We start from the raw sequence: 14,189 nt of genomic DNA, 5'->3' as shown, positions 1-14,189 counted from the left end.
GACGGCCATGAACAGCGCGCTCACGGCGGCCGGGATCACGGGACGGACGCGGGTCTACGGGATCCTGGCGGATCCGATCTACCACGTGAAGGCGCCCGAGGTGATGGGGGCACTCTTCGCCCGTCACGGCGTGGACGGCGTCCTCGTCCCGCTGCACGTGACGGCGGACGGCCTGGCCGCGGTGGTGGACGGGCTCAGGCACCTGCGCAATTTCGGCGGCTTCATCGCCACGGTCCCGCACAAGACGGCGACGACCGGCCTGTGCGACGCGCTCACCCGCGAGGCCGAGCAGATCGGGGCCGTCAACTGCGTCCGACGGGATGCGGACGGGCGCATGATCGGCACGATGCTGGACGGGATCGGATTCGTCGAGGCGCTGCGCGTCTCCGGCCTGGAACCGCGCGGCCGAAATGTTGCCCTCGCGGGGGCCGGCGGCGCGGCGAGCGCCATCGCCTTCGCGCTTGCGGCGGCGGGCGTGGCGCGCCTGACCATCCTTAACCGCACCGCCGACCGCGCCGAGGCGCTGGCGGCGCGCCTGCGCGCCGCCTACCCTGCCCTCGCGATCGCCGCGGAGGGCACCCAGGCGGAGCACGACCTCCTCGTCAACGGCACGTCGCTCGGCATGCGCCCGCAGGACGCCGCCCCCTTCGATCTGACCACGCTCCACGCCGGCCAGTTCGTCGCCGAGGCGATCATGGATCCGGAGACCACGCCGCTCCTCGCCGCGGCGCTGGCGGCCGGCTGCCGCATTCAGAGGGGGCTACCGATGCTGGAGTGCCAGATCGCCCTCATGGCCCGCCACATGGGCGCCCTCTGAGGCTGGATCCGAGGACTGAGTATGGCGCGCACCGTGGGATCGACCGACATCGACGTCGTCGCGGCGGGCGTCTTCGACTACGTGATCGTGGGCGGCGGCACCGCGGGCTGCGTCCTGGCCAACCGGCTGACCGAGTCCGGGACACGCCGGGTGCTGCTCCTCGAGGCGGGGGGGCGGGCGCGCAGCCCGTGGGTCTCGATCCCGGCCGGGTTCAGCCGCCTGCTCCAGCACCCCTCCTACAACTGGCGCTTCCGGACCGAGCCCGAGGAGGCGACCGGCGGCCGGGTGATCGCGGTTCCGCGGGGCAAGGGCCTCGGCGGGTCGACCCTCATCAACGGCATGATCTACGTGCGCGGGCAGCCGCAGGACTACGACGCCTGGGCGCAGGCCGGCTGCCGCGGATGGGGCTTCGCGGACGTGCTGCCCTACTTCCGCAGGCTCGAGGATTACGACGGGGCGCCCGACCCCCTGCGGGCCCGCGGCGGACCGCTGCCGATCACGGAAGTCGCCGAGCGGCCGGCGATCGCCGAGGCCTTCATCGCCGCCGCGCGGGCGGCTGGGCATCCGCGCAACCCCGACTACAACGCGGCGAGTCAGGACGGCTTCGGCTACTACCAAGTGAACCAGCGTCGCGGGCGGCGGGTCAGCGCCGCCGACGCCTATCTGCGGCCGGCCCTCGCCCGTCCGAACCTCGCCGTCGTGACGGACGCGCACGTCCTGCGGCTCACCTTCGACAGGGATCGGGCGAGCGGCGTCGCCGCTCTGGTCGGCGGCCGCGAGCGGCTGTTCCGCTGCCGCGGGGAGGTGATCCTTGCCGCGGGGGCGGCGCAGACCCCGCAGATCTTGGAACTGTCCGGCCTCGGCGACCCGTCGATCCTCGCCGGCCTCGGCGTGGCGGTGCGGCGCGCGCTCCCCGCCGTCGGCGCCAACTACATGGACCATTACTGCACGCGCATGAACTGGCGCGTGCGCCTGCCGGTGACGCTGAACGAGCAGACCCGCGGCCTGCGCCTCGGCGTCGCCGCGGCGCGCTACCTCGCGACGCGGCAGGGTATCCTGGCGCTGGGGACCGGCCTCGCCCACGGGTTCGTGCGCACCCGGCCGGGGCTCGACGGGCCCGACGTGCAGTACTTCTTCATGCACGCGAGCTACGCCAACGCCGCCGAGCGCAAGCTCGACCGCCTGCCCGGCATGACCATCGGCGTCACGCAGCTGCGACCGGAATCGCGCGGGACGATCCACGCGGCGTCGCCCGACCCGCTCGAGCCGCCCGCCATCCGCCCGAACTTCCTCGCCACCGAGGAGGATCGCCGGGCGATGGTCGAGGGCATGAAGATCGCGCGCACCGTCGTCGCGCAGGCGCCGATGGAGCGCTTTCGCGGGGCCGAGCTCAATCCGGGGCCGGACTGCCGGACCGACGCGGACTGGCTCGATTTCGCCCGCCGCGACGGCCAGACGATCTACCACATCTGCGGCACGTGCCGCATGGGCGGCGATCCGGGTTCCGTGACGGATCCTAACCTGCGCGTGCGCGGCGTGGCCGGCCTCCGGGTGGCGGACGCCTCGATCATGCCGCGGATCGTCTCCGGCAACACGCAGGCCGCGGTGTTCATGATCGCCGAGAAGGCCGCCGACCTGATTCGGGCCGATGCCTGATGCGGTCTGGCCATCGGGCGCCGCGGCGCGTACGGCAGGTTCGCGCCAACCTCGGCCGTACTGCGCCGGTCCCGGCCGTGTCTCGGCCTCGACCGGCACTGTACGGCGCACCAGGTCTCACCGCGGGCGTGCTCGCCAAGACCGGCGGCAAAGGATCGACGTCATGCTCTACATGGTCCACATGCAGGTCAATATTCCGGCGTCCCTGCCGAAATCGGAGACGGATCGCCTCAAGGCTGAGGAGAAGGCCTACGCCCAGAGGCTCCAGCAGGACGGCACGTGGCGACACCTGTGGCGCATCGCCGGGCAGTACGCCAATTACAGTGTCTTCGACGTGGCGGGAAACGACGAGCTCCACCAGATCCTGAGCTCGCTGCCGCTCTACCCGTACATGGCGATCAGCGTGACGCCGCTGGCGCAGCATCCCTCCGCCATCGCGACCAACTGACGGGACGATCGTCATGCCCTACATGATCGAGACCTTCGACAGGCCCGGGAGCCTGGACGTCCGCAGGGCGAACCGCGCGGAGCATCTTGTCTACCTCGACCGGATCAAGGCCCGGCTTCTGGCCTGCGGCGCGAAGCTGAACGACGATGGCAGCGACGCCGGCGGCGGCCTGTACGTCGTCGATGTCGAGACCCGCGCGGAGGCCGAGGCGCTCATCCAGGCAGACCCGTTCTACAGGATCGGTCTCTTCGAGCGCGTCGAGATCCGGCGCTGGCGCAAGGCCTACCTCGACGGCCGCAGCTATCTCTGAGATCGGCGGAGCGCGTTTCCGGAGAGAAGAAGCGCTGCGGCGCGGAGCGGCCGCACGAGAACCAAAGAGTGGGGAGGATACAATGATCCGTCGCAGCTGGGTCGCGGCCGCCGCGTTCGGCGCCGCTGCTTTGACCACCCTGCCCGCCTCCGCGCAATACGCGGATGGCGGAATCAAGATCGGCATCCTGACCGACATGTCCGGCGGCTACTCGGACCTGGCCGGCCGCGGCTCCGTGACGGCCGCGCAGCTCGCGGTTGAGGATTTCGGCCGCCCGATCAATGGTCGAAAGGTCGAGCTGATCTTCGCCGATCATCAGAACAAGGCCGACATCGCCTCGTCGATCGCGCGCCGGTGGTTCGATACCGAGGGTGTTGACGCGATCTTCGACACCAATTCCTCGGTCGCGGGGCTGGCGGTGCGCGAGGTCGCGCGCAGCAAGGGCAAGATCGACATCAACTCCGGCGCCGGCTCCATGGCGCTGACCAACGCCGCGTGCTCGCCGACCGGCGCCCACTGGTCCTGGGATACCCACTCGCTCGCGGCCGGCACCGCCGCGGCGCTGGCGGATGATCCGAAGAACACGTGGTTCTTCATCACAGCCGACTACACCTTCGGGCACGACCTGGAGGCGCAGGTCACCCGCGTCGTGAAGGCCAAGGGCGGTACGGTACTCGGGTCGGTCAAGCACCCGTTTCCCAATCCGGATTTCTCGTCCTACCTGCTGCAGGCGCAGGCCTCGGGCGCGAAGATCATCGGCATGGCCAATGCGGGCGCCGACACGATCAACACCATCAAGCAGGCGAGCGAATTCGGGATCCTGCAGGGCGGCCAGAGGCTGGGCGGCCTCAATATCTTCCTGACCGACATCTACTCCGTCGGGTTGTCGGCAGCGCAGGGTATGATCCTGACGACGGGCTTCTACTGGGACATGGACGAGCAGACGCGCGCCTTCGCCCGGCGCTTCGGCGAGCGCATGGGCGGCCGGATGCCGACCATGGTCCAGGCCGGCGACTATTCGGCGGTGCTCCACTTCCTGAAGGCGGCCGAAGCTGCCGGCACGGATGACGGGCTGAAGGTGATGGCCGAGATGCGCGCGCTGCCCATCCAGGACTTCTTCGCACGCAACGCCACGCTGCGGCCGGACGGCCGCCTCGTGCACGACATGTACCTCGCCCAGGTGAAATCCCCGGCGGAATCGACGGGGCCTTGGGACTTCTACAAGATCCTGAAGACGATCCCGGGCGACCAAGCGTTCCAGCCGCTCTCGGAGAGCACGTGCAAGCTCGTGAAGGGCTGACGCGCCTCCGGCGGCCTCCCGGACCGTGACGACGGTCTACGCCGGTGATCGCGGCGCCGGCAGTGCCGGTCCCCTCGCTCCCACGGGAGAGCCGACAGGGCGCGGCTGTCTCGACCGGTGTGCCCGTTCCGTGAGAGCGGCGCATCGCGATCGGGACGACGCTAGTGGGACGTGCTCTCGACCGCGGCGGCGAAGACGTAGCCGACCCCGCGCTCGGTCAGGATTAGCTTCGGGTCGTTGGGCCTGCGCTCGATCTTCCGGCGCAACCGCAGGATCTGCACGTCGATGCAGCGATCGAACACGTCGTCGTGGACGCGCGTGACCTGCAGCAGGTACTCGCGGCTGAGCGGCCGCTGGGGCGCGTCGAGGAACGCCGCCAGGAGCGCGTACTCGCGCTTGCCCAGGACGACTTCGACGCCATCCGGATTGATCAGGCGTCGGCGCCGGCGATTGAGGACCCAGCCGTCGAAGCGCCGGTACGGCGCCTCCGCCGGGCGGGACGCGGCCTGCGCCGCGACGCGGCGGAGGACGGCGCGGACGCGCGCCAAGAGTTCGCGCAGGCCGTAAGGCTTGACGATGTAGTCGTCCGCGCCGAGTTCGAGGCCGAGCACGCGATCGAACTCCTCGCAGCGGTGCGCCGTGGTCAGGATGACGGGAAGGTCGCTCCCCGCCCGCAGATCCCGCAGAAGGTCGAGCCCGTTCTCCGCGCCCGGGCGGAGGTTGAGCACGGCCAGATCGAACTGCGACGGATCCGCGAGCTGCGCGCGCGCCTCGGCCCGGGTCGTCACCGGAACCACGCCGACCCCGTGCTCGCCGAGGTAGCCGCATACGACGCGCTGCACGTCCGCGTCGTCGTCGACGAGCAGGACGCGTAGGCCATGGTGCTGCACGGGCGATGCTCCTCCGGGGTTTGGTCGTCGAATCTGCGGAGTAGCGCCCCGAGGCCGCCCGAGGCCGTACGGCCTCTCAGGGGCTGCCGGATGCGCGTGGGCTGCTTTCGCCGGCCGATCGGTCTGCCTGTCCTCCGACGACGGGGCGGCTCAGCGGCAGAGCCGCCCGTAGCGACGCCGGACGAGGCTGACGGTCAGGCGGCAGTCGCCGAGGTCGCTGTTCGCCGCGTAGCCGCCCGTCGGACTCCACCAGCCGCGGCCGCCGAAACGGTCTCGGAAGCCGTGGTGGAACCCGCCGTGGTGGAAGCCGTGATGGAAGCCGCCATGGTGACCGAAGCGTCCGTGTCCGAACCCGCGCGCTTCGGCAGGTCCGGGGACGGTCGCCGAGGCGGCGAGGGCGAGACCGGCCAGGATCGCGGTCGTAAACGAGGTGGTCGCCATGCTGAGTCTCCCGTTGCGATAGGGAGACGATGAACCGGCCAAGCAGGGTCGACTGTGATCCGGGTCACAGAGTCGGCGCGGGCCTGCGCGCTGGCGGCGGTCGCTCGGGGATGCGGCTAGGGCTCTGCCGCGCGCGGGTGGCTCAGCCAGACCTCGAGGGGCTGGCTGCGGCCGCGGATGGCCGCGGTCCGGCCCTCGAATGTCCCCGCCGACAGGTCGAGCCCGGCCGCAAGCGCCAGTTCGGCGCTGAGCGCCAGGCGGGCGTTGGCGTCCGCCGCGACCGCGAGCAGGCGGCTCGCGACGTTGACCGTGTCGCCCGTGGCGGTGACGTGCTGGTTGGTGTCGCTGCCGAGGCGCGAGAGGATCACCGGCCCGTAATGCGCGCCGATGCGCAGATCGAGGGCCGGCCCGGCCTCGGACAGGACCGGGCTGCGCGCGATCCAGGCGCGCGTGCGGGCGATGAGCTCCTCCGCGGCCTGGACGGCGTGCACGGCTTGCTCCGGGTCCGGATCGAGCGCGCCGAACAGGACCATGGCGCCGTCGCCCATGAAGTTCACGACGACGCCCCCGCGCAGCGTCACCGCCGCGTCCACGAGATCGTGGAACGTCTTGAGCATCGCCCGGGTGCGCACGGGGCCCAGTTGCTCGCTCCGGCGCGTGAAGCCGGTGAGATCGACGAACAGCACGGGAATGTCCCGCGCGACGGGCTCGGCGAGGTAGCCCGGGTCGCGGGCCAGCCGCTCGGCCAGAGCGGCGGGCTGCAGCCGCCGCAGCACCTCCTCGGAGCGCGCCACCCGGGCGCTCTGGCGGCGCTCGAGCGTCTGGCGGCCCACCGCGCAGGCAAGTGCCGGCACTCCTACCGCCGCGAGCGGCAGGGCGGCGCTGAACCAGATGCCGTGCGCGAAGGCTGCGGCGCCCGCGGTGAGCCAACCGGCCGTCGCGAGGAGTACCAGGATCAGGCCGGGTCCCGGCGGCAGCAGCGCGATGGCGAGCGCCGCCCCGACCGCCAGGAGGACGGCGGCCGCGGCGTCGCGCCGCCGCACGCCGGCATCGCGGACGAGGCCATCCCCCGTGGTGAGGTGGGCGATGCCAGTCGCGAGGAGCTCGACGCCGGGCATGACGGGATCGAACGCGGTGGCGAAGGTATCGCCGCCGCCGAGCGCGGTGACGCCGATCACCACGATACCGTCCGAGAGCGCCGCGGCCGGCGCCGTGCCGTCGAGAAGGGCGCTCGCGCTCACGGTGGCGATCGCGCGCCGCGCACCGTAGGGGCGCAGCGGGAGATGGTAGCCCAGGTCCAGGGGCAGCGCGCGGCCACCGATCTCGACCCGGCCCTTGCTGAGCACGGGGTCGCTCCGCGCCGCCAGGGCCGCAACCCGCAGCACAAAGGACGCGGCGACCCCGTCGGAGGTCCGCACCACCAGCGGGAGATGGCGGGGCACGCCGGACGCGTCCTCGGCGACGTTGACGACGCCCGACGCGACGTCCTCGCCGAGTTTCGGCGTCGGCCGATGGAGCGCGGTGGCGACCGGGATGCCGTCCTCGCTGACGTTCCCGTCGAAGACGGCCGCCGAGGCCAGGATCGCGGTCGTCTTCGCGAGGGCGGCGGCGAGCGCGTTGTCCGCGTCCGGCTGCCGTCCCGCGTCGAGGAAGAGCACGTCGACGGCGATCACGCGCGGGCGCGCCTCCGCCACCCGCTCGATGATCCGCGCCATCGTGGTGCGGGAGACCGGGAAGCCGCCCTCGCGCCGCACCGTCGCGTCGTCGATCGCCACGACCGTGAGGTCGGCCGGCGGCGTGCGCGGGCCCGCGAGCCGCAGGCGCAGGTCCGTGAGGGCGGATTCCAGACGGTCGAGGGGCGTCGCGCGACCGGCGATATGCAGCTGGCCGAGCCAGGCGCCCCAGGCGAGCGCGCCGAGCGAGGCGGCGAGCACGAGGGCGAGGCGCGCCCGGCGGAAGGCGCGGTCGTGCGTGGTATTCGCCGGTCGACCGGTGTCGCTCAACGTCCGAACCGCTCGAGCAGGCTCCTGACGCGCTCCTGCGGCCAGCGCCGGACCTCCAGGGGGTCGCGACCGTCATCGACGTCGACCCCCTCGCCCGGCCCGAGCGTGACGGCGATCTGGGGGGCGTCGCGCCTGGCGACGTCGACCCGCCCCTGCGCCACGAAGACGGAGGTGCGCGCCCGGGTCACGTCGACGGCGTAGACCGTGCCCCGCACCGAGGCGACCGCGTGCGGCGTGAGGATCTGGAAGCCGTCCCGGCGGACGCGGCGGCTCGCCGGGATCGTGACGAAGACCGCGTTGCCGCCGATTTCCGCACCCTTGAGATGTCCGTCGTTGTCCGGATCCACAGGCCGCAGGCTGCCCGCGCGCTCGACTTCGAGCGTCAGGCCGTCGGCGCAGTGCAGGATCCGCAGGGGCGGATCGAAGCGCGTCGTTTCCGTGCAGCGCGTCTGCGCGGCGGCGCTCGACGCCGCGAGGGTGACGGCGGCGACGGCCGCCAAGCGCGCTGCGATGCTCATGCGATGAAGCCCCGTCGACCCGATCATGTCTGCGCCCGCGCCCCGAGCGCGACGAGGCGGTGCGAGGCCCGAACGGTGACGCGCGCGCGCCCGAGATCGATCAGGCCCGATCGCCGCCAGTCCTGCAGGACGCGGTTGACGCTCTCCCGGGCCGCGCCGACGAACGCCGCGAGTTCCTCCTGCGTCACCTGGATCTCGGCGCCGAAATCCTCCGACAGCATGATCAGGCGCCGGGCCAGGCGGATGTCGAGCGGGAGCAGCGTCGCCTCCTCCATGCGCGCGCTCATCCAGCGCAGGCGCTGGCACAGCAGATTGATGATCTGGACCGCCAGAGCGGGATCCCCGGCGAGGAGCTTGAGAAAGGCCCGCCCCTCCACGACGAAGAGGTCGGCCGGCTCGAGGGCCACGGCCTCGGCGGTCCGCGGATGGCCGTCGAGGAAGGCGATCTCGCCGAAGACGTCGCCGGGCCCGAGCAGGTTGAGGGTGACCGCGCGCCCGTCGTCGGAGCCGGCCCCGATGCGGATCTGCCCGCGCCGCACCGCGTAGAGGGCGTCGCCCGGATCCCCCTTCTGGAAGAGGATCTCGTGGCGCGCGAGGCTGCGCGTCGTGCACAGGCCGGCGATGGTCTCGATCGCTTCCGGACCAAGCTCAGCGAAGAACGCGTTGGCCTTCAGGAACCGAATGAGCGTGTGCGGCGTGCTCACGACTGCATCTCTCCGGCCGTCGAGCCGGAGCTTATGCGCGTTTCGGGGCGCGATTAGCAAGGCTTGCACCGCGGAAGCGGAGGATGATCATGGATAGAGCCCGCAAGCGGGCTCGTCGCAGCGACGATTGTTACAGGCCGTGCGCCCGCTTCAGGATCTCCGCGGCCCGTTCGCCGATCACCGCGCACGGCGCCTGCGTGTTGCCGGTTGTCACGCGGGGCAGGATCGAGGCGTCGGCGACACGGAGTCCGTCGATGCCGTAGACCTTGAGCGCGCCGTCCACGACCGCCATCGCGTCGCGGCCCATCCTGGCGGTGCAGCTCTGGTGCCAGTAAGTGACGGCGGCATCGCGGATGTAATCCGCCATCGCCGCGCCCGACAGCGGGCCCGGCATCGACTCGGCGCGCACGTAGGGCCGGAACGCCCGCGCGTTGCCGAGGGCGCGGCAGAGGTCGACGCAGGCCGCGGCCGCGGTCACGTCGGCCGGGTGGGACAGGAAGTTTGCCTCGATGACCGGCGGCGTCGCCATATCGGCGCTCCGGAGCCGCAGGCGACCGCGGCTGGCGGGCTGCGCGAGGCCGGCGAACATGGTCCACCCATGGGCCGGCACGCCGCGCGCCGCGGTCTGCTCGCTCGGAACCGGGAACTCGACCTGGCAGAACAGCAGATCGGGTGCGTCGAGGTCGGGCCGGCTCGTCCAGTACAGGGTGGCCTCGCTGCCGCTGTTGCGCGGCGCGATCGGCGCGGCGTACTCCCAGGTGCAACCGAAGGATACGTGATCCTGAAGGTTCTGCCCGACGCCGGGCAGATGCTGAACCGACGGGATGCCGAGCGCTCCGAGTTCGTCGCTGTCGCCGATCCCCGAGAGCATCAGGACCTTGGGCGTGTGGATCGCGCCCATCGACAGCACGACCTCGCCCCGCGCACCGACCGTCCTGACCGCGCCCGCGTGGACGAACTCGACCCCCGTCGCGCGGCGACCGTCGAAGGTGACGCGGCGGACGAGGGCGTCCGTGAGCACCGTCAGGTTCGGCCGGTCAAGCCAGGGATGGACGTAGGCGCGGTAGAGCGAGACGCGCCGGCCGCCGCGGACCAGCATGTCGGTCAGCGCCGCGCCGCCGGGCCCCTCCATCATGCGGCCGTTGGGGTTGTCGAAGGTCGGGATGCCCAACTCCCGCGCGGCGTCGAGCATGGCGTGGGCCACGGGGCTGGGATCGGGCGCCGGCTGCACCCAGACCGGACCGTCGCTTCCGCGATGCGCCGGGTCAGGGGCACCGCGCCAGTTCTCGATGCGTCGATAGATGGCGCGGACATTCTCGTAGCCCCAGGCCGTGTCGTCCGCTTCGGTCGCGAAGGCATCCCAGTCAGACCGGTGGCCGCGTGCCCACACCATCACGTTGACGCTGGAGCCGCCGCCCAGCCCCTTGCCCATCGCCATGGAGAGCGCGCGGCCGTTCAGGTGCGCGTTCGGCTCCGCGCGGAAGCCCCAGTCCCGCGGACCGCCCAGGTTGGTGGGCCAGAGCGCCGGATCGAGTACGGACTCGGCCTCGTCCGAGCCGCCCGCCTCCAGCAGGAGCACCTGCACTTCGGGGTTCTCCGCCAGTCGCCGCGCGACGACCGAACCCGAGGCGCCGGCGCCGCACACGACGAAGTCGTAGGCCGGCTTCACGTCGGCGGTCAGCCGGGCCTGATTCTCCGCCGCGCGCCGCGCGAAATCATCCCGGACTCGGGCGTCAGAAGTGCTCATGATCTCGAGGGTCCCTGTCGGAGGCGGGTTGAAATCGGCCCGGCACTCGGCCGGGAGCCGGTGGCCCGTGCATCGGCCGCTCCCGAGCGTCGAGGCGGGCGCCCGTCCGGGGGCTGCGGCGGCAGCAGGGTTGGCAACGGCGATGGTGTGTGGCGCCTGTCACGTGAGGATCGCAGCGTCGCCGACGATCATCTGTCCGGGCGCGTCTTCCTCGGATCGTCCGAAGGATTGACGTAGTCGAGGCCGAAAGGCCCTGTTCCGGAGACTTGGATCACGGCCGGTTCGCGCGTCGTCCAGAGGGCGTGGGGCATACGGGCGGGCAGATGCAGGAAGGCGCCCTGCTGAAGCCGCTGGCCGCGGCTCGCGTCGATGGTCTCCCCCGTGTCGTGGACGAGATTGCCAGATAGCAAGGTCACGCTCTCGTCGGTCGCGTGCGTGTGCGGCGCGATGACGTAATCCGGCGGGAACCGGAGTCTGAGCGTGAAGGGGCCGGGTCTGTCGGGATCGCCCGCGATGATGCTGATCTCGCTGCCCTTCGGCAGGGACGGCGGCGCGGCGCGCCACCGAACGGCGTCGTCACCGGTGACCATGATCATCTCGCCCGCGCGTGCGTGCGGCGCGAGGCCCGCGAGAAGGAAGACGAGACAGCAGCTTCGGCGCAGACGCATCGACGGTCTCCAGATCGGCGCGTGGGTGGAGCCGCCTGCAGGGCAGCCGGCGGGAGGGTGTGGTCCGGGATGAACCTGTTCGCTGACGCCGAGCTGGTGCCCGTTCCGGCGACGCTCTCGTCAGGTCGAGTTCTGTAGGCCGCGCGCCATCGGACCCGCTACGGCAGGACGCCCGCGTTGACCTGGGCAAATCGCACGACTTCAGCGCGGACCCTTCCAAGACGGTCGCAAGCTCGATAACCCTCGGCCTCTCGGGAGGACACGGGTGACGACCTTCAGCCTCAAGCACGTCCTGGCCGCCTGGGACGCGCGCGAGCTGGATCTCAAATGGGCTCTCGTCGGCCGGATCGCGCTGATCGCCATCCTCTGCGCCGCCGGAGCGGCCGCGTACGCCATGCACGACGTCGCGGCGAAGACCAGGCAGCGAAACGCCGAGACGGCCGGCGAAGTGCACAAGCAACTTCGCCTGCAGCTCCTGCGCATCGAGCGGGCCGCCGACATTCCCGTACGCTTTCCGGACTGGGAGATCGTCACCCGGTACGCCCTGCAACCCGGTCAGTGCGTGCAGCTGATCCCGGCGGAGACCGGCCCGACACGGTCGAGCTGCGTCGGCGTCGAGCCGCACGCGCTCGCGGCACCCGACTGGTTCGCGACGCTCTACAGGTCCCTCTTCTTCGCCGGATCCACCGTCCGTCTGCCGCTCGAGCATCAGGGCTCGCGGAGAGGGATCGTGGAGGCGGACATCGATCCGCACGCCGTCGTCGGTTCGGCCTGGATCGTGCTGAAGCAGGTCTCCGGCGCGCTCGCGGCCATGACGGTCGTCCTGTGCGTGCTGGTCTACGGCGCGGTCGCGCACGCCCTGCGTCCCGCCAATGAGATCCTTGTCGGTATCGACCGCGTCGCGCAGGGCGACCTCGCGTGGCGTCTGCCGAGCTTCCGCCTGCGCGAGCTCCGGCGCATCGCGACGGTGTTCAACGCGCTTGCCGGCCATCTCCAGCTGGCCACACGGGAGCGCGCCGAGCTCGCCCGCCGGCTGATCGATGCTCAGGAGCAAGAGCGCCGGTGTCTGTCGCTCGAACTGCACGACGACGTGGCGCAGAGGCTGACGGCCCTGAGTCTCCTCGCCCGCTCGATCCAGGACGGCGCGCGCTCCGCGGCGCCTTCGGTCTCGGCCGAGAGCGCCGAACTCGCCAGCATGGCATCGGACGCGGTGCGGGCGCTCCGGATCACCCTGGCCTCGCTGCGGCCGCCGGAGATCGACGATCTCGGGCTGCGGATCGCGCTCCGCAGCCTGATCGCCGCGCAGGCGCAGCGGGCCGGCGGCCGGATCCAAGTCGCGCTGCGGGCCGACGCGCAGGTCGACCGCCTGCCCTCAGAGGCGGCGGCCCATGTCTACCGGATCGTCCAGGAAGGCCTCACCAACGCCGTCCGCCACGCGGCGGCGCGCAACGTGGCGATCGCGCTGAACGTCGTGGAGACCGACGGCGGTGCGGACGTCCGGCTGGACTTCGCCGACGACGGGAGCGGCGCGCCCGCGGAGGTGCTGGAGCGCCCGCGTCCCGGTCTCGGCCTGCTCGGCATGCGCGACCGCGTCCACGCGCTCGGCGGGCAGATCGTGACGGAAACGTCCCCGGGCGGCGGGTTTCGCCTGCGGGTCCGCTTTCGCGCCGCGCTCGCGGCCAGGGAGGTGTCATGACCGGACGGCGCATACGGGTGATGCTCGTCGACGATCACGCCGTCGTACGGGAGGGATACCGGCGGCTCCTGGAACGACAGCCCGATATGGAGGTCGCCGCCGAAGCCCGGGACGGCGCGGAGGCCTACCGTACCTACCGGGCCGCGGAGCCGGACGTCGTCGTCATGGACATCAGCATGCCCGGCCGCGGCGGGATCGACGCCATCCGTCAGATCCGGCAGGTGGATCCGGACGCGCGCATCCTCGTGTTCAGCGTGCATGCCGCCGTCAGCTACGCGCTCCAGGCCATACGCGCCGGCGCCCGCGGCTACATCACGAAGAGCAGCGCTTCGGAGCTCCTGATCGACGCCGTGCGCAGCGTGTTCAACAACAAGCTGACCCTGTGCGCCGAGATCTCACACCTGCTGGCCGCGAGTCGGCTGGAGGAGCAGCCGTCCCCGATCGACCTCCTGTCGCCGCGGGAGTTCGAGATCCTGCGGATGATCCTCGATGCGCGGCACACGGATGCGATCGCTGTCGATCTCAGCCTCTCGCCGAAGACCGTCGCGAACTACCACTACGCCATCAAATCGAAGCTCGGCGTCAGCTCGGACGTGGAACTCGTCTACTACTGCATCCGGTGCGGCCTGATCGATCCGTTCTCCGTCGTCGGAGCGATCTAGGTCTCGCGACCGCGCCGCTCCGGAGCTCCACGCGGACGGCGCGCGGTGCCCTGCGGCGCAGAAGTCAGCACGGGCTGATCGACTGCTCGCCGGCGGCGGCACACTTCCCTGACATAGACGCGTGACGCGAACACGCGGCCCGTCGCCGAAGTGTCCGTCGCCAAAGTGTCCGTCGCCGGCCCTCGGCGCCGTCCCCGGTTCGGCGACGGCGTTAACGGATCGTCAGACCCGGTTCGCGCCGATCCCGGCTCCGATTTCGCGCAGCGACGGAGGTGTGCTCCCGGTTCGCGCCGCAGTTCGGACCGAAGCCGGACGCGGAGGCTGCGGCC

Annotated in this window: 14 protein-coding genes; 7 read left to right on the top strand and 7 right to left on the bottom strand. The window is 71.6% G+C overall.

Annotation, left to right across the window (positions count from 1 at the left end; all coding sequences use genetic code 11):
- The first annotated feature begins 7 nt into the window (after positions 1-7).
- From ACTJK8_RS01815 to ACTJK8_RS01795, 5 genes are all read left to right on the top strand, one after another.
- A complete protein-coding gene (locus tag ACTJK8_RS01815; RefSeq protein ID WP_127991765.1) occupies positions 8-817 on the top strand; it encodes a shikimate dehydrogenase in 810 nt (269 codons plus the stop codon).
- Positions 818-838: 21 nt separating this feature from the next.
- Positions 839-2,473, top strand: a complete 1,635-nt coding sequence (locus ACTJK8_RS01810) for a GMC family oxidoreductase (RefSeq protein WP_012317354.1) — start codon at positions 839-841, stop codon at positions 2,471-2,473.
- A gap of 163 nt (positions 2,474-2,636) precedes the next feature.
- Positions 2,637-2,921, top strand: coding sequence for a muconolactone Delta-isomerase (gene catC, locus ACTJK8_RS01805; RefSeq protein WP_024827647.1), 285 nt, complete (start codon positions 2,637-2,639; stop codon positions 2,919-2,921).
- A 13-nt stretch (positions 2,922-2,934) separates the two neighbouring features.
- On the top strand, positions 2,935-3,231 hold the full coding sequence (locus tag ACTJK8_RS01800) for a YciI family protein (protein ID WP_029358483.1): 297 nt from the start codon (positions 2,935-2,937) through the stop codon (positions 3,229-3,231).
- 82 nt (positions 3,232-3,313) lie between these two features.
- Positions 3,314-4,531: an ABC transporter substrate-binding protein gene (locus ACTJK8_RS01795; RefSeq protein ID WP_012317351.1), complete on the top strand. Its 1,218-nt coding sequence runs from the start codon at positions 3,314-3,316 to the stop codon at positions 4,529-4,531.
- Positions 4,532-4,692: 161 nt separating this feature from the next.
- On the opposite strand, the gene ACTJK8_RS01790 is transcribed toward ACTJK8_RS01795, so the two are convergent.
- The 7 genes from ACTJK8_RS01790 to ACTJK8_RS01760 all read right to left on the bottom strand — a co-directional run bounded on the left by ACTJK8_RS01790 (position 4,693) and on the right by ACTJK8_RS01760 (position 11,424).
- Positions 4,693-5,421: a winged helix-turn-helix domain-containing protein gene (locus tag ACTJK8_RS01790; protein ID WP_440761425.1), complete on the bottom strand. Its 729-nt coding sequence runs from the start codon at positions 5,419-5,421 to the stop codon at positions 4,693-4,695.
- Positions 5,422-5,571: 150 nt separating this feature from the next.
- On the bottom strand, positions 5,572-5,862 hold the full coding sequence (locus ACTJK8_RS01785; RefSeq protein ID WP_440761424.1) for a hypothetical protein: 291 nt from the start codon (positions 5,860-5,862) through the stop codon (positions 5,572-5,574).
- Positions 5,863-5,978: 116 nt separating this feature from the next.
- Positions 5,979-7,865: a CHASE2 domain-containing protein gene (locus ACTJK8_RS01780; protein ID WP_063111986.1), complete on the bottom strand. Its 1,887-nt coding sequence runs from the start codon at positions 7,863-7,865 to the stop codon at positions 5,979-5,981.
- Positions 7,862-8,383, bottom strand: coding sequence for a FecR domain-containing protein (locus ACTJK8_RS01775; protein WP_041372238.1), 522 nt, complete (start codon positions 8,381-8,383; stop codon positions 7,862-7,864). The genes ACTJK8_RS01780 and ACTJK8_RS01775 overlap by 4 nt, the downstream gene beginning before the upstream one ends.
- Before the next feature lie 23 nt (positions 8,384-8,406).
- On the bottom strand, positions 8,407-9,087 hold the full coding sequence (locus tag ACTJK8_RS01770; protein WP_058606473.1) for a Crp/Fnr family transcriptional regulator: 681 nt from the start codon (positions 9,085-9,087) through the stop codon (positions 8,407-8,409).
- Positions 9,088-9,217: 130 nt separating this feature from the next.
- Positions 9,218-10,834 carry a GMC family oxidoreductase gene (locus tag ACTJK8_RS01765; protein ID WP_024827655.1) on the bottom strand — a complete coding sequence of 539 codons (1,617 nt, stop codon included), beginning with the start codon at positions 10,832-10,834 and terminating at the stop codon, positions 9,218-9,220.
- 188 nt (positions 10,835-11,022) lie between these two features.
- On the bottom strand, positions 11,023-11,424 hold the full coding sequence (locus ACTJK8_RS01760; RefSeq protein ID WP_440761423.1) for a cupin domain-containing protein: 402 nt from the start codon (positions 11,422-11,424) through the stop codon (positions 11,023-11,025).
- 343 nt (positions 11,425-11,767) lie between these two features.
- Between ACTJK8_RS01760 and ACTJK8_RS01755 the strand changes: the two genes are divergently transcribed.
- Both ACTJK8_RS01755 and ACTJK8_RS01750 read left to right on the top strand, forming a co-directional pair.
- Complete coding sequence (locus ACTJK8_RS01755) at positions 11,768-13,198, top strand: HAMP domain-containing sensor histidine kinase (RefSeq protein ID WP_440761422.1); 1,431 nt, start codon at positions 11,768-11,770, stop codon at positions 13,196-13,198.
- Complete coding sequence (locus tag ACTJK8_RS01750; protein ID WP_440761421.1) at positions 13,195-13,860, top strand: response regulator; 666 nt, start codon at positions 13,195-13,197, stop codon at positions 13,858-13,860. The genes ACTJK8_RS01755 and ACTJK8_RS01750 overlap by 4 nt, the downstream gene beginning before the upstream one ends.
- The last annotated feature ends 329 nt before the right edge of the window (positions 13,861-14,189 follow it).

The sequence above is a fragment of the Methylobacterium sp. 22177 genome, from assembly GCF_052045615.1.
In the GTDB taxonomy this organism is placed as follows: domain Bacteria; phylum Pseudomonadota; class Alphaproteobacteria; order Rhizobiales; family Beijerinckiaceae; genus Methylobacterium; species Methylobacterium radiotolerans.
The sequence above is the reverse complement of the archived record's forward strand: the minus strand, read 5'-3'. Positions and strand labels throughout refer to the sequence as shown.